This window comes from Cloacibacillus sp. An23, from assembly GCF_002159945.1.
Taxonomy (GTDB): Bacteria; Synergistota; Synergistia; order Synergistales; family Synergistaceae; genus Caccocola.
Map to the genome: position 1 here is coordinate 76,467 of NZ_NFJQ01000005.1, position 19,951 is coordinate 96,417.

Consider the following 19,951-nt stretch of genomic DNA (forward strand, 5'->3'; position numbering starts at 1 on the left):
TTTTATTTAATACTTTGAGCCTATCTTGTGCATCCCGTTTTCAGTATGGGAAGAGAAATTCCGCCCTGCGGCAGAATGCCCACTGACGCGCCGGGCTTCGCCGCGAGCTCGGCGTCGAGCGCCTCCTGTACGCCGCCGGCCGGTATGTATCCTATGGCGCGAATTTCTTCGTCGGAGAGCCCGTCGCTGACCATATAAACCTTGGCCTTGTTCAGCGTCCTCCGGCTGCCTAAGGCGACCACCGCCGATATGACGTCCGTGTCCATATCATACGGGGATGATTCTTTTATCGCTTTGACCACGTCTTCCATCGGAGAAGCAAGCCAGTGCGCGTAAAGCGGATGATTATGGACCATGCCCTCCGGGCACGGGGCGGCCAGGATTATCGCGCCGCCGTGCTTCACCGCAAAATACGCCGAGGTCAGCCCCTTTATACCCTGCCAGTAGTCGATGTCGGCAGGAGACGAGCTGACTACTACTATGTCCGCGAGCTCGTCCATTTCCACGCTGAATGATCTTCTCGCAAGCTCAACGCCGGCGCGGTGTGCTTTGAGATAATCGCCGCAGAATACCCCTGCGACTTCGCCCTTGTAGTTCTTCACTACGTTTATGATGAATGCTAGATTAGCCGCTTTCCCCACTGCGTCTATCCCGGCGCGGCACGGATTGCCGTCCGCCATTCCAAGCGGTATGTCGGGGCAGAACCCTGCGGCGCGGTGCGTCGCCTGTGTCGTTACAAAGTCGCATATCCCGGGCTGCACGATCTTCGCCCCGCCCGAAAAGCCTGCGTCGCTGTGCGGGACGATGTTGCCTATCCCGACAAGCAGGTCAGCCTCGAGCGCGAGCTTGTTTATGTGAACGGGCAGCTTATAGCCCTCGACGTCTATTTCCCCCATGTCCTTTATTAGGCTTGAGTCGGTCGCGTCGTGCTGTACTATTTTGAAGCGGCGAACGATTTCGTCCCCGAGCTTTGCGCGTATTTCGCCGTCCGTCATCAGACGGTGCGTGCCCGGGGCCGTAAGGAAGCTTATAGCTTCGTCGCCGATGCCGGCGTTGTTGAGATATTCGATGATTATTGGCAGGAGTATGTCGAGCGGAGTTTCCCGCGTATTGTCTTCGACCAGGAAAATTATTTTTTTCTTTCCCTTAGCCATCGCCGCCAGCGGCTCCGTACCGATCGGGGCGTCAAGCGCCTTAAAAAGCTCCGCCTTTATGTCGCGCACGGCGGGAAGATTCGTCATTTCTCCAGTAAAGAGCACTCTTGCTTCGCGTGTGTCAAATTCGAGCGATCGCTTCCCGTAAGGTATGCCGTATATCAACTGATATGCCTCCCGTCGTTAGGCAGAAGTGCTTTTATTTCGTATACAACTCACTTCATGCTAACATGATAAATTTTCTGCTCTACTGCACGCTGAACAAATATTCCAGATGAAGAAATCATATCACTATGTCCGCTTTTGTCAATATTTGTGCCGTCCGACCCCATGCCGGCCGTAATTTGGAATATGGCGGATAACGGCCGGTTTCTTCTATTTTTTTTGTATACAAAAAGGCTTTGAGAAATATACGAGATGGTGTAGAATGAGCGGTAGTCTTTCCAGATAGAGCTAAGAAAGGGGCTTTTCGGCGTGACCGCCAGAAGTACAGAAACTACAAGTTGGATAAAGGCGTATGACTGGATGAAGGAAGGGATAGAGTCATGCCGCCTGAAAATGGGCGAACAGCTTCCGGAGATGTATCTCGTCAAGGAAATCGGCGTCAGCCGCACGCCGATACGAGAGGCTATGAGGGTGCTGGAACAGGAGGGCTACATAAAGATAATCTCCAACAAGGGAGCCTTCGTCTCTGAAATCTCAGTCAACGATATAAAAGAAATATATGAGATAAGGAAGCTCCTGGAGCCGTTCGCCGCGCTTTCCGCGGCGAACGGGATACCGGAAGGCGACATCGTGGCGATGGAGCGTGAATGGAAAGCTCTCGACCGGATATTTCGCAAAAAAGGAGAGGTTGACGTCGCCAGATTGGCGTCGTTTGACTTGAAGCTACATCTCGCGATCGCGAACAGCGCGTCGAACAAGCGAATCGGAGCCATCATATCCTCGTACCACGTCCAGATAAAGCGATTTCAGCGCCTTTCCGTCCAGTCGCTCGACGACACGCAGAATTCCATAGACCAGCATCTTCGTATTATAGAGTGTCTGAAAAGGCGGAACCCGGAGGAGCTTCGCCGCTGCCTCTATGAGCATATCGTCAACAGCGAAAGCTATATAATGAAGGACTACTTTCTGAAAACGCCCGCCGATGACGCCTCATAGCGTTTTCGTCGCCGGCGCTGTCATAAACTGCGGGTTTGTAATAATATTGTGCTTGTAAATTTTTTGCGGGAGGCATAAGGATGGCAACGAAGGTAACATTTCCGAACAGCCGTATGGCTTCGATAAAGATGGCGGGAGGCATCCGCGAGATACTGGCGCGCGCGGATGAGATGGAGCGCGAGGGGCGCAGCGTCGTTCATATGGAGATCGGGCGGCCCGACTTCGACTCGCCGGAGTGCGCGAAGGAGGCTGCTATCGCCGCCATACGCGCGGGCAACGTGCATTACACAGACATGGCCGGGGCTTACGACCTGCGCTGCGCCGTGGCTGAGAAGTACCGCCGCGACAACGGCATGGACGTGGACGCCGACAGGAACGTCGTCATAACGAACGGCGCCATGGAGGCTCTCACCGCCACGTTCCTGACTCTGCTCGAGCCCGGCGACGAGGTCATAGTCCCGGCGCCGTATTTCTCGGCCTACGCAGATGAGCTTGCCATTTCAAGCGCAGTGCTCGTGCCCGTCGCGACGAGGATGGAGGACGGATTCAAGCTCCACGTCGAGGATTTGAAAAAAGCCCGCACGCCGAAGACGAAGGCGCTGCTTCTCAACTCTCCGAACAACCCGAGCGGCGCGGTGCTGACGCGCGAAAATCTCGAGGAGATAGCGGCTTTCGCGATAGAGAACGACATATGGGTGATATCTGACGAGTGCTACGAGAAGTTCCTCTACGACGGTGAGCATGTGAGCATCGCGAGCCTGCCCGGCATGGCGGAACGCACGGTGACTGTCTCCGCCGCCTCCAAGACGTGGTCGATGACCGGCTGGCGCATCGGCTGGGTCGTGGCGCCTGAGGCGATGCGCCCTTACGTCAACAAGTGCCACCAGAATCTCACGACCTGCGCCAACTCGTTCGCGCAGGCGGGCGTCGTTGAGGCGTTCGCGAACGCCGGCCCCGACGTCGAGGCGATGGTGAAGGAGTACCGCCGCCGCCGCGACATGGTCGTCTCGTGGCTCAACAAAATCGAAGGCTTCGAAGCCATAACGCCGGCCGGAGCGTTCTACGCATTCCCGCGCATTTCGTCGCTCGGCATGGACGGCTTCAAGTTCTGCTCGTGGCTGCTCGAGGAAGCCGGGGTTTCGACTGTTCCCGGCGAAGTATTCGGAATGCCCGGACACATCAGGCTCGCCTACTGCCGCGAGTACGATTACATCGAAGACGGCCTCAAGCGTATAAAGGCCGCCGTCGAGGGTCTGCGCGGGTAGCCCGCTGGCGCGGCGCAAAAAATCGTGGAATTTACGAGGCGGGCTTCGGCCCGTCTCTTTTTTACAGCTTCGCGGCGGCGGCGCGCATCGCGTCCTCGGGCGCAGGCGCGCAGCCAGTTATGTTCAAAAGAGAAAAAGTCTGCCCGGCTGCCGCGCGCTCCGTCTGAGCAGCGCCGTCCAGGCGTTTGCGGCGGGGGCCGCGGTTTCCAGCTTACGGCGAAAGCGCAAGGCGAATCACCTGATTCCGCGCCGCGTCGTGCGTTCTTGCCGCAACGCTGCGTTTCACGGTAAAGACGCGCTGCGGCCATGGCGAGGCGGAGGAATGCCGGAAAGCCGCCACATCCGGTGAAGCTCCGCGCGCGGTCCGCCGGCCGTTTTTTGTGGAATTTCTCCGCGTATGAGACATTCCGCAGACGCTCCGCGCCACCGCTTTGTTTTTTGCCGCGTTTTGTCCATGCGCGCCGCCGCGCGGTACGTTACGCGGCTTCTCCTAAAGTCCGCCGCCGGTTTCCGCGTTTTGCGCGGCCGTTACGCGCGGCGGGAGCTTCGCGCGTTTTCGCCGCGCGGCTTGAATCCTTGGAATTTTCCGGCTTTGTTAAAAAACTGTTACATTATGTGGAGTCCGTGATAAAATGAGGAGAAGACGCCGCGCGCGTGCGGCGTGTATATTATTTAAAGGCGGGTATGAAAATTATGCACGTTTTTAGGATCAGGACGATACACACGCACAGCGCGAACAATAAAAAATTTAAGATAAACATGTGCAGCGGGCCGATTTTGCCGAAGATGCTGCTCTTCGCGGTGCCGCTGATGTTTTCGAGCATTCTTCAGCTTCTTTTCAACGCGGCGGACATCATCGTCGTCGGGCGCTACGCGGGGGACAATTCGCTCGCGGCGGTCGGCTCGAACACGGCGCTCATAGGTCTGCTGACGAACCTGTTCATAGGCGTCTCGATAGGGACGAACGTCCTCGCCGCGCGCTATTACGGCGCGAAGGACGAGAAGTCGCTTTCGGAGACCGTCCACACATCGATGTTCCTCGCTGTCGTCAGCGGCATCTTCCTGACTCTCGTAGGCGTCGTCTTCGCGCGCAAAATTCTGATAATAATGCAGACGCCGCAGGAGGTCCTCGGCCTCGCGACGCTTTACCTCGTCATATATTTCTTCGGAATGACGCCGACTATGATTTATAACTTCGGCAGCGCGGTGCTCCGCGCCGTCGGGGACACTCGCCGCCCGCTCTTTTACCTCGCGGTCGCCGGGCTTATCAACGTCGTGCTGAACCTCTTCTTCGTCATCAACCTTCATCTCGACGTCGCCGGCGTCGCGATAGCGACGGTCATATCGCAGACTGTCTCGGCGGCCCTCGTCGTGCGTTGCCTCATGCGCGAGAGCGGCGGCATACGTTTCGTACTTTCGGAAACGCGCGTCCACACGGACAAGCTCGTGAAGATACTACAGATAGGCGTTCCTGCCGGGATACAGGGCGTGCTCTTCTCGTTGTCGAACGTCGTAATACAGTCGTCGATAAACACCTTCGGCGCGACGGTGATGGCGGGCAACTCGGCTGCGCAGAACGTCGAGCAGTTCGTCTATTTCGCGATGAACTCCTTCTACCAGGCGATAATATCGTTCACGAGCCAGAACATGGGCGTCGGCAACGTGAAGCGCGTGCGCCGCATACTTAAGACCGGGCTCGCGTGCAGCACGGCCGTCGGCATCGTTCTCGGAATGCTCTGCGTCGTCTTCGGACACAGCCTGCTGCGCATCTACTCGCCGAGCGAGGCCGTCATTTCGGCCGGCATCTCGCGCTTTCACATCGTCGCGGCTACGTACTTCCTCTGCGGCCTGATGGACGGCATGGTCGGCGCGCTGCGCGGCCTCGGCTATTCGCTGATGCCTACCGTCGTGACGCTGCTCGGAGCATGCGGCCTGAGGCTCGTATGGATTTTCCTGCTGTTCCAGATCCCGTCGTTCCACACAGTTACGGTCGTATATCTCTCCTACCCCGTCTCGTGGATAGTCACCTTCGGCGCGCACGTGCTCGGCTTCAGATGGGCTATGGGCAAGGCCGAACGCGAAGCCGCCGCGAAGGCGGCCGCCGCGGTGAAGGCCGCTCCGGCTCCGGCGGAAGCGAAGGCGTAAGTCTCGATTGCAAATATAGCGATAAAACTTTAGAAGAAAAACGGCTTTCACGTCATGCCGCGCCCGACGTGGCATCAGGCGGATCGTGTCAGCCGGGGCATCGCGCATTTGAAGACGCTGTATTCCGCGTCAAGCGAGGAATGACGATTAGAGCCGCTCTTTTCCTTAAACGGCTGAAAGAGCATAAAACGGCGGAGCGCCTAGGCCCCCTTCAGGCCCTTCGCGCTCCGCCGTTTTTTATTTTCTCCGCCGCTTCCGCGAGGCGGAGCGTCATATAAAGTTCGTTCTTATGCGCTCCTCGTATACGGGGCGCGGAACGCCCTTTTCTTTTCCGGCTTCCATGTTCTTGAGCAGCCACGCCATGTTCTGGCCGAGAACGCGCATCGTCTGGAGCCCTTCGCCGTCGCGCTTGACGTCCTCGGGCGTGAAGCCGTGGACCTGGTTCCAGTACTCCGAACCGACGATGTGCATATTGCAGATGGAAAAATATTTGTTGAGCCTGTCGAAGGCCGCGCTCGCGCCGCCGCGGCGGCAGGACACGACGGCGGCACCGAGTTTGCCCGCCATCCTCGGCTCGCTGCAGAAGAACAGGCGGTCGAGGAAAGCACAGAGCGTGCCGTTGGGCCCCGCGTAGTAGACCGGCGAGCCGACGACTATCGCGTCGTATTCGTCGAGCTTTTCCAGCACGTCGTTCACCCTGTCGTTCAGCGCGCAGCGTCCCGTGGTCACGCACTGGAAGCAGGCTATGCAGCCCGGCACCGGCTTTTTGCCGATCTGCAGCAGTTCGTGCTCAACGCCTTCTTTCGCGAGAGCGCCGGCAACTTCCATAAGCGCCGTGTATGTGCAGCCGTGTTCGTTCGGGCTGCCGTTTATCATAAGAACCTTGCTCATAACGTATTCCTTTCCCGTATGTCTCTTACTTCGCCGTCCGTATCTGCGAATATCCGTTCCAGGCGAAGAGGGCTTCTCTCGTCGGGTCGCCGAGCGCTTCGTCCACGGTGCAGATGTAGAGGTAATGGTCGCCCGTCTCGACGTATTCCTTGAGCGTGCAGACTATCGCGACGCGGGTCAGAGCGGGGATTTTTATGTCCGTTCCATCTACGGACGCAAGCTCGACGCCGAATTTTCCGGCTTTGTCGGTGTCGCGTCCCGTCGTGCTTCCGCATCCGGCGACGGCCTCCTCGAGACCCTCGGCGGGCATCGCGAGGACTGCTTTGCGCGTTTCGCGCACTCTCTCGCCCGTGTATGAGGTCTTCGCCATCGCGAAGGCAATCATGTCTGGGTTGAACGAGAGGTACGTCCACCACGATACGGAGGCGAGGTTCGCCGTTCCGTCGGGCTTCGTCGTGCAGACGAGCGTCAGCGGGTTCGGCGAGGTCAGGCGCGAGGCCACCGGCAGAGTGATCTTCTTCATCGTTCAGTCTCCTTTCGATACGGCGAGGCCGGCCCCTCGCGGCCCGGCTTCCTCGCCTTGCTCATATTTGATTTTAAAGTTAAAGCTCGCAGTATATTTTCGCCACTATCTTCCACTCGCCGTCGATCTTCATCAACTCGTGGTAGTCTGCGAAATCTTTGCCGTGCCAGTTCTTTATGATGACGCGGCCCACTGCGATGTCTCCCGCGATGTCGAGCACGTCGATGTGCGTCTCGCAGCCCTCCGCGGCTCCGACTTCATCGTAGAGGTCGTAGAGCGCGCCTATCGGGCCGAGCACATATTCGCCGTGTCCGGCGTGACAGCCGTTCATAACGGCCTTTTCGTGGAAGGCTTTCTTCACAGCCGGAACGTTCGCGGCCGCGCCCTCTTTGCAGTATATTTCGAGGACGGCTTTCACCGCCTCGTAGTCCGACGGTTCAGCGCAGCGCGCCATAGCCGCCGTTACTTCTTTATCGTGTCGGAGTTCTGGTTGTAGGCCTTCGCGACGCACTTCCACTCGCCGTTCATCTTGAGGAGGAGAAGCACGTCGGTGAAGTCGATCCTGTTGCCCCAGCCCTGCTCGAGCACGCGCACGACCGCGAGCGTCTCTTCGACGAGCAGCACGTCTACGCGCGCCTTGAAGTTGTCGCCGCCCGGCACCGTGTCTACATTGTGATAAAACTGCTGTATCGAGCCGTGCTCGAGGTTGCCGTCGAGATAGCCGAAAAGCACCGCTTCGTCGATGAACAGCTCTTTCGCATATTTGCTGTTGCCCTCGGCGACGCTCTTGACGAACTTCATCGCCGCTTCCTGTACCGCTTCGTATTCCTTGATGTCCGCCCTCATTTGAAAGTCCTCCATGTTTTCGTAAATCTCTGCGCGTTTCGTTTTTTCACCCGCGCGCTATCTTTTGTGTCAACGCTATAAAGATAGCAAGAATAAAAATGAAAACAAGTACGCACAATTTTGTGTGGTACTAGCTTTAATGTTTAATACTTACTTAAAGGTAATGGGGTTTGCGTCGATTGGAGGCGCGGGAAAAAATGCGCGCCCTTCGCGCACATTTGACGCGCGCGGCGATAAAAAAGCGGCGCGGTGGATATTCCGCCGCGCCGCCGCGTGTTTCAGGGATTTTCCGCCGTTAGTCGGGAAGCGCTATCGTGAGCGCGGAGTTGAAGCGGAGGCCCGTCTTCTCTCCGGCCTCGCGGCGCGCCGCGCCCGGGAAGTAATTCTCCATGACGGAGATTTTTTCGCCGCTGTCGAGCGCGACGACGTATTCCATGCGGTCGCCGCTGAACACGGCGCTCTCTATGGTGCCGCGCAGCACGCCCTCCTCGGGGCTCGCGAGCGTCACGGCCTCGGGGCGCAGGATGAGGTGTATCTTCCCGCCCGTTTTGTAGCCGCCGTCGGCGAAGAGCTTGACGGGGAACTTCGCGCCGCCCGCCGCCATCACGCCGCGCTCCGGCGACTCGACGGCCTCGAGGACGCCGGGCAGCTCGTTCGCCTGCCCGATGAAGTCCGCGACGAAGAGCGTGCGCGGGTGCGTGTAGATGTCGAAGGGCGTGCCTATCTGCTCGACGCGCCCGCGGTTCATCACCATGATGCGGTCGGCCATCGTCAGAGCCTCCTTCTGGTCGTGCGTGACGTAGAGGCATGTGATGTCGAGCTGCTTCTGTATGCGCCGAATCTCCGTGCGCATGTGCAAACGCAGCTTCGCGTCAAGGTTCGACAAAGGCTCGTCCATCAGCAGCACCTTCGGCCGCATTACGAGGACGCGCGCGAGCGCGACGCGCTGCTGCTCGCCGCCCGAGAGCTGGTTCGGGTAGCGCTTCTCAGCGCCCTTCAGCCCGACCATATCGAGAGCCTCGGCGACTTTGCGCGTCACGTCGGGGCCGCTCTCCGAGCGCATCTTCAGGCCGTACGCGACGTTGTCCCCAATGGTCATGTGCGGGAAAAGCGCGTAGTTCTGGAAGACGAAGCCTATCTCGCGCTTATTCACCATGACGTTCGTAACGTCACGACCGTCTATCAAAATGCTGCCCGACGTCGGAGTCTCGAAGCCGGCCACCATGCGCAGCGTCGTCGTCTTGCCGCAGCCGGAGGGCCCGAGGAACGTTACTAGCTCGCCGCCCTTCACATCAAGCTCGACGCGCTCGACCGCGTTGAAGCTCACGCCGTCCTTTACGAATGTTTTCCTTATATCGTGAAGATGAAGTTCCACAGCCATTGTCAGTTACCTCCCTGCCCTCTGTAGCCGAAGCCCGCGGCCCGCACGAGGAGCGTCAGCAGTCCGTTGAATATGAACACCAGAATGATCAGCACGACGGAGAAGGCGCAGGCGTTGCCGAACTGCAGCTCCGTCATACATTCGAGTATACGCGCCGTAAGCAGCGACCAGCTCACGGAGACTAGGAAAATCGTCGCGCTGATAGCCGTCATCGAGTGGATGAAAAGATATTTCATGCCCGCGAGCAGCGCGGGGACGACGAGCGGCAGAGTGACGTTGCGGAAGGTCGCGGCGGACGAAGCGCCGAGGCTCAGCGACGCCTCTTCAAGCGACGTGTCTATCTGCTGCAGCGAGGCTATGACCGAGCGTATCCCCGCCGAGTCGTAGCGGAAGACGTAGGCCGCGACGAGTATCGACATCGTGCCCGTGAGAATAAGCGGGCTCGTGTTGAATGCTATGACATAGGCGATGCCGACGACCGTGCCGGGCAGCGCGAAGTTGAGCAGCGAGACTATTTCCATAAGCGCGTTGCACGGGAAGGACTTGCGCTGCGTGATGTAGGCGACGAGCACGGCGATAAGCCCGCCGATAGGGGTAGAAACGCAGGCGATTATCAGCGTATCGACGATGGCCTTGCGCCCGTGGTTGAAGACGTATGCGAAGCTGTCCAGCGTGAAGCTGTTGTCGAGTCCCCACGTCTTGGTGAAAGCGCCTATAGTGATGAGCGCGTAGAGGAAGACTATGAAGGCTATCACGACGGCGCAGACGCCGAGGATAACCGTTTCCGCCGCGGCTCCTATGCCCTTCGGCTTGGTCTGCGCGCCGGACTTGCCGCTCACCGTGACGTAGCTCTTGCGCCCGACCCACCAGCGCTGCACGAAGAATACGAAAAGCGCCGGCACGAGCAGGGCGAAGGAGAGAGCCGCGCCGCCGCGCAGGTCGTAAAGCCCTGTTATCTGGAGATACGCCTGCGTCGGAAGCACCGGGAACTGATGTCCCGCGAGCACCAGAGGCGTGGCGAAGTCCGCGAGCGAGCATGCGAAGAGCAGAAGTATCGAGTTAGCGACGGCAGGCATGGTAAGAGGCAGAGTCACGGTGCGGAATACGCGGAACGGAGAGCCGCCGAGCGAGAGCCCGGCGTCCTCAAAATTCGGGTCGATGCAGGCGAGCACCGACGATATCGTGAGGAACGCGACGGGGAAGTAAGTCAGCGACTCGGACATCCACGTCCCCCAGAAGCCGTATATGTTGAAATCTGGAATGCCTAGCAGATTGAGCAATATGCCGTTCGGCCCGAGCGAAAGAGTCAGCGCGATGCTGCTCGTGAAGGGCGGAGAGATGAGCGGCAGCACGGTCACGGCGGAGATGAACCAGCGCAGAGGCGCCGGCATCTTTATGCGCACCACCGCGAAGGCGAAGCAGAATCCGAGCGCCGTGCCCATGACGGCGACAGCTATCGCGAGCCAGATGCTGTTCACTAAAGCGAGGCGGTCGTATGAATTGGAGAAAACCACAGCCAGGTTCTCGAAAGAAAAACCGCCATCCTCCGAGCTGAAGGTCACGGCGAGCAGCCTGACGAAAGGATAGATTATAAAGACGCCGAGCGCGAGCCACAGCGCGGCGACCACCGGCACGAGCGCAGGGTCGCGCTTCATCGACGAAGAAGCCATAAATTCGGGAACCTCCTCTGAAGACATGCCGGCTCCGAAAAGGAGCCGGCGCCGTAAAGAGCTTATGAAACTAGCGGATGACTTCGTTGACCCAGCGGTCCACGTATTCCTTGCGTTTGTCGCCCTTGTGCTCCGCTCCGACCGTCAGCAGCTTCACGTGAGACATGTCGAGCGCGGGGTTGTCGATGACGAGCCCCTTGACGACGGGGATGTAGTTGATCTTCTTGGCGAGGAAGAGTTCGCCGAGCTTTTTGCTCGTCGCCCAGTCGACGAAAGCCTTCGCCTCGTCCATGTTCTTCGCGCCGTTGATGATGCCGGTCGCCTCGATGCCGAAAGTTACGCCTTCTTTCGGATACGTTATGACGACCGGGTAGCCCTGCTGCTGAATGTCGAGCGCGTCCACAAGATAGAAGACGCCGCTCGCCGCCTGTCCCTGCGCTATCGGCAGAGCGCCGCCCGCGCCGCTCTTCGTGTAGAGCTGTATGTTCTGGTGCAGCTTCTTCTGATAGTCGAACGCGCCGTCCACTCCGTAAATGGCGATGAGCGTGTAGATGCGCTCCGTAGCCGTGCCGGAAGTGCGCGCGTCGGCCATCTGCAGGCCGTTCTTATAAGCCGGGTCTAGCAGGTCCTGCCACGACTCAGGGGCCTTCATGCCGTTCTTCTTCAGGAAATCCGTGTTGGTGAGAAAACAGAGCGGGATAAGCCCGATGCCGGTCCAGCGGTTGCCAGGGTCCCTGTACTCCGCGGGCGTCAGCTCCTGCTCCTTCGGAGCGTATTCGGCGAATACGCCCGCGTCGCAGCCCGCCGTGTAAACGTCGGCGGGGCCGCCGAGCAGGATGTCCACCTGCGGGTTTTTCTTCTCAGCGTTGAGACGCGCGAGCGCCTCGCCCGACGAGAAGCGTATGAAGTTGACCTTGATGCCTGTGTCCTTCGTGAACTGCTCGAAAACCTGCGTCGCGTACTTCTCAGGCATGACCGTATAGGCGTTGAGCGTCGCGGCATGCGCCGCCGCGCCGACAGCCGAAGCGATTAGCAGCGACAAAACGACTGCGAAAACCTTCCTGCGCATAAAAACCACTCCCGTAAAAAATTTCCCGCCGCGCGAAGCGGCGCGCGCAAAAGCGCGATGTTACTGTAACGTTACTTAAATGATAACATTATTTTACAAAAATAAAAATCGACTGAGCCGCCGCTAAAAACAAAACGGACGCTGCGAAATTTATTGCCGTTCTCATACAGCAAACAAATTATAATAAAACGGCGCGCGCCGGTGTTCCGTGCGCGCGCCGCGATTTTCTTTTATTTCCTTGAGGCTAGAACAGACCGGATACTTTTCCGTTCGCGTCTACGTCGATGTTGCAGGCTGCGGGGCGCTTCGGGAGGCCCGGCATCGTCATTACCGAGCCGGTGAGCGGGATTATAAAGCCCGCGCCGGCGGAGAGGCGTACTTCGCGCACGGTGAGGGTGAAGCCGGTCGGGCGGCCTTTTTTCGCCGGGTCGTCGGAGATCGACGACTGGGTCTTCGCCATGCAGATGAGCAGATCGTCTTTGCCTAGGTCGTGTATCTTCTTGAGGTCTTTTTCGGCTTTGTCGGTGTAGACTACTCCGTCGGCTCCGTATATCTTTGTCGCTATGGTCTCTATTTTCTCTTTCGGCGTGAGTTTCTCGTCGTAGAGGTAGTGGAAGGTGTTCGGCTTCTCGCAGGCCTTTATCACTTCTTCGGCCATCGCTATGCCGCCTTCGCCGCCTTTGGCCCAGATGTCGGATTCGACGACGGGTACGCCGAGTTTCGCGCACTTTTCCTGTATGAACTTAAGTTCTTCTTCGGTGTCTGTCGGGAAGGCGTTGAGCGCTACGACGACGGGGAGGCCGAAGGAGAGCATGTTCTCGACGTGTTTCTCAAGGTTCGGGATGCCCGCTTCGAGCGCCGCCATGTTTACTTTGCCGAGGTCCTCCTTGGCGACTCCGCCGTGCATCTTGAGCGCGCGTATCGTGGCGACGATTACTACGGCGTTGGGCTTGAGGCCGGCGAGGCGGCATTTGATGTCGAAGAATTTCTCGGCTCCGAGGTCGGCGGCGAAGCCGGCTTCGGTTACGAAGTAGTCGGCGAGTTTAAGGCCGTATTTTGTCGCCATTACGCTGTTGCAGCCGTGGGCTATGTTGGCGAAGGGGCCGCCGTGGATGAAGGCCGGGACGTGCTCGAGCGTCTGAACCATGTTTGGCTTTATGGCGTCCTTGAGGAGCATCGCCATCGCGCCCTGCGCTTCGAGGTCGCGCGCGGTGACGGGCTTGTCTTCGTAGGTGTAGGCCACGATGATGTTCGCAAGGCGCTCCTTGAGGTCTTCTATGTTTTTGGAGAGGCAGAGTATCGCCATGACTTCGGAGGCGACTGTGATGTCGAATCCGTCCTGGCGCGGAACGCCGTCGACTTTGCCGCCGAGGCCTATAACTATGTTGCGGAGCGCGCGGTCGTTCATGTCGAGGACGCGCTTGAAGACTATCCTGCGCGGGTCTATGTTGAGCGGGTTGCCCTGCTGGATGGAGTTGTCGAGCATCGCGGCGAGGAGGTTGTGCGCCGAGGTGATGGCGTGGAAGTCTCCAGTAAAGTGTATGTTTATGTCTTCCATCGGGACGACCTGGCTGTATCCGCCGCCGGCGGCTCCGCCTTTGACTCCGAATACGGGGCCGAGCGATGGCTCGCGCAGCGCAAGGGTGACTTTTTTGCCGAGCTTGGCGAGGGCTTGAGCGAGGCCGACCGAGGTGGTCGTCTTGCCTTCGCCCGCGGGTGTCGGCGTTATCGCGGTGACGAGGATGAGCTTGCCGTCTTCGTCGTCTTTTACCTTGTCCCAGAGACCGAAGGATACCTTCGCCTTGTATTTCCCGTAGAGCTCAAGGTCGTCTTCGCTTATGTCCAGGCGTTTGGCCACCTCGGTTATCGGTTCCATCTTCGCCTGCTGCGCTATTTCGATGTCGCTCAGAAAAGCCATGCGTATCACTCCTGATGATTTTTTTATATTAAAAGCGAATCGTGTAAAAAATTTATAAAATATCGAGCGCGCGTCTTTTCACGTGCCGCGTTCAGCGCGCCGCGCCGTCTATAGCCTCGTTCGAAAGTTCGTCGGCGCGTTTGTTCTGCGCGCGCGGCACCCATTCATAGGTGACTTCCATGCCTTCGGCGACGCTCCACGCCTCGCGCGCGAGCTCGCGCAGATGGGGCAGGTTTATCTTCCACTGTTTCGAGAGCTGGCTCACGACGAGCTTGCTGTCGCCGCGCACAAGGAGCTTCGTCACGCCGCGTTCGCGCGCTGCTTTGAGCAGAAGTATCGCGGCGTTGTACTCGGCTTCGTTGTTCGTTTTTTTGCCGAGATAGGCCGCCGTCTCCCATACGACGCCGCCGTCCTCGCCGGCGAGCCACGCTCCCGCGCCCGCCTCGCCTGGATTGCCGCGCGAGGCCCCGTCAAAGTATCCCGTCATTTCATTACTCCCCCCGCCGCAGTTTTTGCGTTATACTTTCCTATTATATGCGACTGAGATTCGGAGGTAAACAGATGGCCGCTGTAAAAAAGACAAACGCAGTGCGGCAGCTCGAGAGCAAAAAAATCCCGTTCGAGCTGCTTGAGTACGATATAGACGAAGAGCTGCTCTCCGCCGAGGACGCCGCGGCGAAGACCGGCATAGCCGAGGAGCGCACCTTCAAGACGCTCTGCTGCCGCGGAGACAAAACGGGCGTTATGATGGTCTGCGTCCCCGCCGGGCGCGAGCTTGACTTCAAAGCGCTCGCCGCGGCCAGCGGCAACAAGAGCGCGGAGCTCGTGCATCTCAAAGAAGTGCAGGGGCTGACCGGCTACGTGCGCGGAGGCTGTTCGCCGCTCGGCACAAAGAAAAAATATCCGGTCGTCATAGACGACTCGGCGATGAAGTTCGACTTCATCACGGTCAACGCGGGGCACCGCGGCCTGCTCTTCAAGCTCGCGCCCGCCGACCTCGTGAAGGCGACCGAAGCGAAGCTCGCGCCGATAATGAGATGACGCTGGAAGCGGGCGGCGCGGCCCCGAAGAGATGGCAGCTCCTGCTCGCGTACTTTCTCATGTACGTCGTGTGGGGCTCTTCGTATCTCGCGATACGGTATTCCGTCGAGACTATTCCGCCGCTCCTTTCCGGCGGCATAAGGTTCATGACGGCGGGACTCGTGCTTCTGCCGCTGCGCCTCGCCCGCACGCGCGACTTTCCGACCGCGAGGGGCTGGCGGCTCGCCTTCCTCACCTCGCTGCTGCCCTTCTCCGTCACCTATGGGCTAATCACGACCGCCGAGACGGTCATACCGTCGTCGATAGCGGCGCTGCTGCTCGCTATTGAGCCGCTGTGGTTCTGTCTGCTCGGCTGGCTGTTCTTCAACGGCAGAAGGCCGGCCGCGCGCCACTGCATAGGCATAGCGGCGGGCTTCGCCGGCGTGTGCATTCTTATAGCGGGAGACCCGAACGCGGACCTGTCGCTGCGCACCGGCTATACCTTCTGGATGCTGCTCGTCGTCGCGGCGAGCGTGACGTGGGTGCTCGGCGCTTTCTTTTCTAAAAATCCCGGAATCCACGGAGACCCGCTCACCGTATCCGGAATGCAGATGATCTGCGGCGGCGCGCAGATGTTCGCGCTTCAGCTCGCGCTTGCGGCCTGCACCGGCGAGTTCCCGGACGCCGGCGGATTTTCGCTGCGCTCCGGCGTCGCGCTCTGCTACCTGATATTTTTCGGTTCGCTGGCCGGCTACACATCGTTCGTCTGGCTCATGCGCTGCCAGCCGGCGAACCGCGTCGCCACGCACGCCTTCGTCAATCCCGTCATCGCCGTGATAATGGGCGGCCTCGCCGGCGGCGAACCGATACACGCGAACGTGATCGCAGCCGCGGCGCTCGTGGTCTTCTCCGTAATCGTAATGATATGGGAAAAATAAAAATAATCCTCTCTCCGCCGGAGTGATAAATGCTGTAAAATAGTGATGGAACGCTGTAAGTTTTCAGACTTCAATACCCATTGAAAGGAGACATTTCAATGTCAAGAGAAGTAATAAGCACGACGAACGCACCGGCGGCGATAGGCCCCTATTCACAGGCGATCAAGGCCGGCGGATTCCTTTTCATTTCGGGGCAGATCCCGCTCGATCCCGCGACCGGCGCCGTGGTGCCGGGATGCGTAGGCTGCCAGGCCGAGCAGTCGCTCAAGAACCTCTCCGCGATACTCGCGAGCCAGGGGCTCACGACCGCCGACGTAGTCAAGACGACGGTCTTCATCAAGGATATGAACGACTTCGCGACGGTCAACGAGGTCTACGCGAAATACTTCGCCGAGAACGCCCCCGCGCGCTCCTGCGTCGAGGTTGGCCGTCTTCCGAAGGACGTGCTCGTGGAGGTCGAGGCCATAGCGGTCTGCAAGTAAGAGATTATAAAACAAAAGAGCGGGCGCTTTCGCGGCGTCCGCTTTTTGCTGTTTTATAGTGACTTAACTTTTACATAACAACACCGTCGTTCCGCAAATGTATAGTGCGGAACCTCCGTCCTAAACACCGGGGCTGAACAACGCGATGTAGCTGCAAAAGCTGCCGCGTGATATAGGACGGAGGCCCCGCAGAGCCTGCCCCGTTTCATCGGGCACAGGAGATTTGCGGGGCGACATGATTTTTTGATGAAAAGTTAATCAACTATGAGAGAGGCGCGCCGCCGCGAAGCATGGAACCACCGGCGTCCTGGCGCGGCGGGGGCGCTCTTTTGATTTTTTATGGACTCCGGAAACGAGCCTGGCGGCCGGCGTACTTCAGCCTATCCGCCGAGTTTGCCCGTTTCGCCTATTCTTTTGACTATCTCCGCCGCGGCCTGCGTCACGGCCAGGCCGCCCTGCGAGGTCTCGCGCAGCGCCGGGGCCATCATGCGGCCTATCTGCCCCATCGAGTCTATCACTTCGTCGAGCGGTATCGCGGACTCTATGCCGGCGAGCGCCATATCCGCGCAGAGCACGCCGTTCGCGACGAGTATGCCGTTGCGCTTTATGCACGGGCACTCTACGAGGCCGCCGACCGGGTCGCATACGAGGCCGAGGACGGACTTGAAGGTCATTGCCGCCGCGTGCGCGCAGGCCGGCGGAGAGCCGCCTTCGAGATAGACGAGCGCAGCCGAGCCCATGGCCGCCGCCGCGCCGCACTCGGCCTGGCAGCCGCCGTCGGCTCCAGCGAGCGTCGCGCGGAATGCGGTCACCTCGCCTACGGCGCCGGCAGTTATCAGCGCGCCGGTCAGCAGCTCGTCCGTATCCTTGCCGCCGCCGCGGAAAAATTCCCACGCGAATATCATGCCCGGTATTATGCCGCAGCTTCCGGCGGTCGGGGCGGCGACTATGCGGCCCATGACGGCGTTGTACGAGGCTACCTCCATCGCCGTCGCCGAGGCCGCCGCTATGAACTCGCCCGCCATGCCGCCGCCGCGCGCGCGCAGCTTCGCCCCCATCGGGGCTTCTATGCGGCATGGTATCTCGTTCGCGCAGGCTTCCTTCACGCTGCGGCGCATGTCCGCGAGACGCTCAGCCATGCGCGCGCGAATCTCCTTCGCCTCTATGCCGCTATCCTTCGAGTCGAGGATTATCACGGCCTCGGGAAACGATATTTTCTTCTCCTCTGCGAGCGCGACTATCTTTTCGACGGCCTTGAGCATCAGTCTTCACCCTCTATCTTTATCACGCGGACGATGCCCGGGTGCATGTTTTTCATGACCTCGGCGTCTACGTCGGCCCCCGCGGGGTCGAGTTCTATCACCATCGTCGCGAGGCCGCCGCGCGAGTCGCGGTGCAGCTTCATCGTCGCGATGTTGACGCCGTGCGCCGAAAGATACGACGTGACGGCGCTGACGACGCCCTGCACGTCCCTGTTCATTATTATCACGGCCGGCAGCGCGCACGAGATGTCCACCTGAAAGCCGTCGAGCTTGTGGAGCATCACCGCGCCGCCGCCTATCGAGTAGCCGACCGCCTCCATCGCGCGCCCTTCGCCCGTTACGACGACGCGCACGGAATTCGGATGCGCGCCGGCGACCTCCTCAGTGTGGAACTCGAACTCGAGCCCGGCCTCGCGCGCGAGCCCGAAGGCGCGCCTTATGCCAGGGTCGTCCGGCCTCATGCCCATGAGCCCGGCGACGAGCGCCTTGTCCGTGCCGTGGCCCGCGCCCGTGCTCGCGAAGCTGCCGCGCATGTAGAGCGCGGCCTTTTTTATCTCACCGCCCCAGCACATGCGGACGATGCGCCCGATGTGCGCGGCTCCCGCCGTGTGGCTCGACGACGGCCCGACCATGACGGGCCCGATGATTTCCCAAACAGGCATACGATCACCCCGATTGTCAGTGATTGTGCGATACGAGGCTATCTTATATGAAGCGGAGCGAAAAGACAAACGCGCGCGCAAGGCGCACGGATTTCCCGTAATTCACGCGGAGTACATGCGCGCCGTCCGGCGCCCGGACGCGCGGGGCGCGCGTATGTACGCGCAAAACTCCCGTGCGCGGCTGAAAAAGAGCGCTAAAGCGCGCGGCCTTCCAGAGATGAGGCAGCGACTCATAAATTCCGAAAAAGTCCGCAGCGCGGAGACGTGCGAAAAAATTTCAGTTTCCGCCCTTGACAAATAAAATCTTCGGTGTATCATACCTCAGCAGGATAAATGAACTTTTTGTTATTTTATCCAATCTAAATAGTTAAATCTACAGCATTTTATAAACCTCCGTAAGAAATTCAGCGGAACATGAGGCTGTAAGAGACAAATTATTAGATAAATGGAGAACAAAAAGTTCAGCTAGATTTAATAAAAAATAAAATTTTTAACGGAGGTATTTTTTTATGAAAGCTGTATGCTGTGTCTGCGAGGCCGACGTCACCGTACCGGAGGATTGCTGCGAAGGCGAGCTCGTCATCTGCCCCGACTGCGGGACCGAGCTCGAGGTCGTTTCGCTCGAACCGCTCACGCTCGAGGAAGCGCCGCAGGTTCAGGAAGACTGGGGAGAATAATGGCGACGCTGCGCATTCTCTTCACGCGGCTGCGCACCGAAGAGAAGCTGCTTAAAGAGGCGGCGGAGCGCCTCGGCATCCCGTGCGAGCTTCAGCTCGTCTCCGACACCGTCTTCGGCGGAGAGCCGTTCTGTTCGCAGGAGGACGTGGTGCTCGCGAGGTGCGTCTCGCACAACCAGAACGAGGCCGTCGCGCAGATGCTCGAGACGCAGGGAATCCGCGTCGTCAACTCTTCGCGCGTCATGGGTATATGCGGCAACAAGCTGACGACTTCGTGCGTGCTGGAGCAGGCCGGAGTGCCGCAGCCGAAGTTCCTCGTCGCCTTCACGCAGGAGGGCGCGCTCGACGCGGTGGAGCGTCTCGGCTATCCCGCAGTCTGCAAGCCGGTCTCCGGGAGCTGGGGACGGCTGCTCGCGAAGCTCAACGACAGAGAGAGCGCCGAGGCGATATTCGAGCATAAGTCTATGCTCGGAGCCATTCACAACACATTCTACATTCAGGAATACGTCGATAAGGGAAGCTTCGACGTGCGCGCCTTCGTCGTGGACGGAGAGCCGCTCTGCGCGATAGCCCGCACGAGCGAGCACTGGATTACCAACACGGCGCGCGGAGGCTCGGCCTCTAATATGCCGCTCGACGACGAGGTGTCGGCGATTCTGCGCTCGGTACACGCGGCGATAGGCGGCGAGTTCCTCGCGATAGACCTCTTCAAGAGAGACGGCCAGTGGCTCGTCAACGAGGTCAACGACGGCGGCGAGTTCCGCAACTCGATAGCCCCGACCGGGAAGGACATCCCCGGCGCGGTCGTCGAGGCGGCGTGGAACAAGAGAAGATAAATTATGAATACTTATGCGGCCCGCACCCTCATAAAGCGCGGAAAGTGCAAG

20 protein-coding genes are annotated in these 19,951 nt (G+C 59.3%); 8 read left to right on the forward strand and 12 right to left on the reverse strand.

Features of this window, described 5'->3' with window-relative positions; all coding sequences use genetic code 11:
• Positions 1 to 20: 20 nt before the first annotated feature.
• Entirely contained in the window at positions 21 to 1,319 is a 1,299-nt protein-coding gene (larA, locus tag B5F39_RS06020) for a nickel-dependent lactate racemase (RefSeq protein ID WP_087364970.1), read from the reverse strand.
• Between the two features lie 360 nt (positions 1,320 to 1,679).
• Between larA and B5F39_RS06025 the strand changes: the two genes are divergently transcribed.
• The 3 genes from B5F39_RS06025 (at position 1,680) to B5F39_RS06035 (ending at position 5,725) form a co-directional block, all read left to right on the forward strand.
• Positions 1,680 to 2,315, forward strand: coding sequence for a GntR family transcriptional regulator (locus B5F39_RS06025; RefSeq protein WP_087364973.1), 636 nt, complete (start codon positions 1,680 to 1,682; stop codon positions 2,313 to 2,315).
• A gap of 80 nt (positions 2,316 to 2,395) precedes the next feature.
• Complete coding sequence (locus B5F39_RS06030) at positions 2,396 to 3,580, forward strand: pyridoxal phosphate-dependent aminotransferase (RefSeq protein WP_087364975.1); 1,185 nt, start codon at positions 2,396 to 2,398, stop codon at positions 3,578 to 3,580.
• Between the two features lie 693 nt (positions 3,581 to 4,273).
• Complete coding sequence (locus B5F39_RS06035; RefSeq protein WP_087365251.1) at positions 4,274 to 5,725, forward strand: MATE family efflux transporter; 1,452 nt, start codon at positions 4,274 to 4,276, stop codon at positions 5,723 to 5,725.
• A 270-nt stretch (positions 5,726 to 5,995) separates the two neighbouring features.
• On the opposite strand, the gene B5F39_RS06040 is transcribed toward B5F39_RS06035, so the two are convergent.
• The 9 genes from B5F39_RS06040 to B5F39_RS06080 form a co-directional block, all read right to left on the reverse strand.
• Complete coding sequence (locus tag B5F39_RS06040) at positions 5,996 to 6,616, reverse strand: flavodoxin family protein (protein ID WP_087364977.1); 621 nt, start codon at positions 6,614 to 6,616, stop codon at positions 5,996 to 5,998.
• A gap of 25 nt (positions 6,617 to 6,641) precedes the next feature.
• Positions 6,642 to 7,139: a flavin reductase family protein gene (locus B5F39_RS06045; RefSeq protein WP_087364980.1), complete on the reverse strand. Its 498-nt coding sequence runs from the start codon at positions 7,137 to 7,139 to the stop codon at positions 6,642 to 6,644.
• 79 nt (positions 7,140 to 7,218) lie between these two features.
• A complete protein-coding gene (locus tag B5F39_RS06050; RefSeq protein ID WP_087364982.1) occupies positions 7,219 to 7,593 on the reverse strand; it encodes a nuclear transport factor 2 family protein in 375 nt (124 codons plus the stop codon).
• Between the two features lie 8 nt (positions 7,594 to 7,601).
• Positions 7,602 to 8,000, reverse strand: a complete 399-nt coding sequence (locus B5F39_RS06055; RefSeq protein ID WP_239391142.1) for a nuclear transport factor 2 family protein — start codon at positions 7,998 to 8,000, stop codon at positions 7,602 to 7,604.
• 280 nt (positions 8,001 to 8,280) lie between these two features.
• Positions 8,281 to 9,366: an ABC transporter ATP-binding protein gene (locus B5F39_RS06060; RefSeq protein ID WP_087364986.1), complete on the reverse strand. Its 1,086-nt coding sequence runs from the start codon at positions 9,364 to 9,366 to the stop codon at positions 8,281 to 8,283.
• 2 nt (positions 9,367 to 9,368) lie between these two features.
• Positions 9,369 to 11,036 (reverse strand): iron ABC transporter permease, encoded by a 1,668-nt coding sequence (locus B5F39_RS06065; RefSeq protein WP_087364987.1) that lies wholly within the window; start codon positions 11,034 to 11,036, stop codon positions 9,369 to 9,371.
• Between the two features lie 70 nt (positions 11,037 to 11,106).
• The gene (locus tag B5F39_RS06070) at positions 11,107 to 12,105 is read right to left on the reverse strand and encodes an ABC transporter substrate-binding protein (RefSeq protein ID WP_087364989.1); all 999 of its coding nucleotides are present in this window, start codon (positions 12,103 to 12,105) and stop codon (positions 11,107 to 11,109) included.
• Positions 12,106 to 12,349: 244 nt separating this feature from the next.
• Entirely contained in the window at positions 12,350 to 14,023 is a 1,674-nt protein-coding gene (locus B5F39_RS06075) for a formate--tetrahydrofolate ligase (protein ID WP_087364991.1), read from the reverse strand.
• 91 nt (positions 14,024 to 14,114) lie between these two features.
• Positions 14,115 to 14,510: a ribonuclease HI family protein gene (locus B5F39_RS06080; RefSeq protein WP_087364993.1), complete on the reverse strand. Its 396-nt coding sequence runs from the start codon at positions 14,508 to 14,510 to the stop codon at positions 14,115 to 14,117.
• Between the two features lie 74 nt (positions 14,511 to 14,584).
• Here B5F39_RS06080 and ybaK point away from each other — a divergent pair, with 74 nt between their 5' ends.
• The 3 genes from ybaK (at position 14,585) to B5F39_RS06095 (ending at position 16,463) form a co-directional block, all read left to right on the forward strand.
• Entirely contained in the window at positions 14,585 to 15,064 is a 480-nt protein-coding gene (ybaK, locus tag B5F39_RS06085; RefSeq protein WP_087364995.1) for a Cys-tRNA(Pro) deacylase, read from the forward strand.
• Entirely contained in the window at positions 15,061 to 15,981 is a 921-nt protein-coding gene (locus B5F39_RS06090; RefSeq protein ID WP_087364997.1) for an EamA family transporter, read from the forward strand. The genes ybaK and B5F39_RS06090 overlap by 4 nt, the downstream gene beginning before the upstream one ends.
• 98 nt (positions 15,982 to 16,079) lie before the next feature.
• Complete coding sequence (locus tag B5F39_RS06095; protein WP_087364999.1) at positions 16,080 to 16,463, forward strand: RidA family protein; 384 nt, start codon at positions 16,080 to 16,082, stop codon at positions 16,461 to 16,463.
• A 380-nt stretch (positions 16,464 to 16,843) separates the two neighbouring features.
• Here the strand turns inward: B5F39_RS06095 and sdaAA are convergent, their stop codons facing one another.
• Together sdaAA and sdaAB are read right to left on the reverse strand one after the other, a co-directional pair.
• Positions 16,844 to 17,725 (reverse strand): L-serine ammonia-lyase, iron-sulfur-dependent, subunit alpha, encoded by an 882-nt coding sequence (gene sdaAA, locus B5F39_RS06100; protein WP_087365001.1) that lies wholly within the window; start codon positions 17,723 to 17,725, stop codon positions 16,844 to 16,846.
• Positions 17,725 to 18,387: an L-serine ammonia-lyase, iron-sulfur-dependent subunit beta gene (sdaAB, locus tag B5F39_RS06105; protein WP_087365003.1), complete on the reverse strand. Its 663-nt coding sequence runs from the start codon at positions 18,385 to 18,387 to the stop codon at positions 17,725 to 17,727. Before sdaAB ends, sdaAA begins: the two co-directional genes overlap by 1 nt.
• 509 nt (positions 18,388 to 18,896) lie before the next feature.
• Here sdaAB and lysW point away from each other — a divergent pair.
• Both lysW and B5F39_RS06120 read left to right on the forward strand, forming a co-directional pair.
• Positions 18,897 to 19,064, forward strand: a complete 168-nt coding sequence (gene lysW / locus B5F39_RS06115; protein ID WP_087365007.1) for a lysine biosynthesis protein LysW — start codon at positions 18,897 to 18,899, stop codon at positions 19,062 to 19,064.
• Positions 19,064 to 19,900, forward strand: coding sequence for a RimK family alpha-L-glutamate ligase (locus tag B5F39_RS06120; protein WP_087365009.1), 837 nt, complete (start codon positions 19,064 to 19,066; stop codon positions 19,898 to 19,900). The genes lysW and B5F39_RS06120 overlap by 1 nt, the downstream gene beginning before the upstream one ends.
• Positions 19,901 to 19,951: the final 51 nt, after the last annotated feature.

What these genes read in the sequence shown, in the direction of transcription:
- lysW (WP_087365007.1), top strand. Translation starts at nt 18,897, where the DNA reads ATGAAAGCTGTATGCTGTGTCTGCGAGGCCGACGTCACCGTACCGGAG.
- B5F39_RS06120 (WP_087365009.1), top strand. Translation starts at nt 19,064, where the DNA reads ATGGCGACGCTGCGCATTCTCTTCACGCGGCTGCGCACCGAAGAGAAG.
- B5F39_RS06040 (WP_087364977.1), bottom strand. Translation starts at nt 6,616, where the DNA reads ATGAGCAAGGTTCTTATGATAAACGGCAGCCCGAACGAACACGGCTGC.
- B5F39_RS06095 (WP_087364999.1), top strand. Translation starts at nt 16,080, where the DNA reads ATGTCAAGAGAAGTAATAAGCACGACGAACGCACCGGCGGCGATAGGC.
- B5F39_RS06080 (WP_087364993.1), bottom strand. Translation starts at nt 14,510, where the DNA reads ATGACGGGATACTTTGACGGGGCCTCGCGCGGCAATCCAGGCGAGGCG.
- B5F39_RS06035 (WP_087365251.1), top strand. Translation starts at nt 4,274, where the DNA reads ATGCACGTTTTTAGGATCAGGACGATACACACGCACAGCGCGAACAAT.
- B5F39_RS06055 (WP_239391142.1), bottom strand. Translation starts at nt 8,000, where the DNA reads ATGGAGGACTTTCAAATGAGGGCGGACATCAAGGAATACGAAGCGGTA.
- B5F39_RS06030 (WP_087364975.1), top strand. Translation starts at nt 2,396, where the DNA reads ATGGCAACGAAGGTAACATTTCCGAACAGCCGTATGGCTTCGATAAAG.
- B5F39_RS06050 (WP_087364982.1), bottom strand. Translation starts at nt 7,593, where the DNA reads ATGGCGCGCTGCGCTGAACCGTCGGACTACGAGGCGGTGAAAGCCGTC.
- B5F39_RS06060 (WP_087364986.1), bottom strand. Translation starts at nt 9,366, where the DNA reads ATGGCTGTGGAACTTCATCTTCACGATATAAGGAAAACATTCGTAAAG.
- B5F39_RS06065 (WP_087364987.1), bottom strand. Translation starts at nt 11,036, where the DNA reads ATGGCTTCTTCGTCGATGAAGCGCGACCCTGCGCTCGTGCCGGTGGTC.
- B5F39_RS06025 (WP_087364973.1), top strand. Translation starts at nt 1,680, where the DNA reads ATGAAGGAAGGGATAGAGTCATGCCGCCTGAAAATGGGCGAACAGCTT.
- B5F39_RS06075 (WP_087364991.1), bottom strand. Translation starts at nt 14,023, where the DNA reads ATGGCTTTTCTGAGCGACATCGAAATAGCGCAGCAGGCGAAGATGGAA.
- B5F39_RS06090 (WP_087364997.1), top strand. Translation starts at nt 15,061, where the DNA reads ATGACGCTGGAAGCGGGCGGCGCGGCCCCGAAGAGATGGCAGCTCCTG.
- sdaAA (WP_087365001.1), bottom strand. Translation starts at nt 17,725, where the DNA reads ATGCTCAAGGCCGTCGAAAAGATAGTCGCGCTCGCAGAGGAGAAGAAA.
- B5F39_RS06045 (WP_087364980.1), bottom strand. Translation starts at nt 7,139, where the DNA reads ATGAAGAAGATCACTCTGCCGGTGGCCTCGCGCCTGACCTCGCCGAAC.
- ybaK (WP_087364995.1), top strand. Translation starts at nt 14,585, where the DNA reads ATGGCCGCTGTAAAAAAGACAAACGCAGTGCGGCAGCTCGAGAGCAAA.
- sdaAB (WP_087365003.1), bottom strand. Translation starts at nt 18,387, where the DNA reads ATGCCTGTTTGGGAAATCATCGGGCCCGTCATGGTCGGGCCGTCGTCG.
- B5F39_RS06070 (WP_087364989.1), bottom strand. Translation starts at nt 12,105, where the DNA reads ATGCGCAGGAAGGTTTTCGCAGTCGTTTTGTCGCTGCTAATCGCTTCG.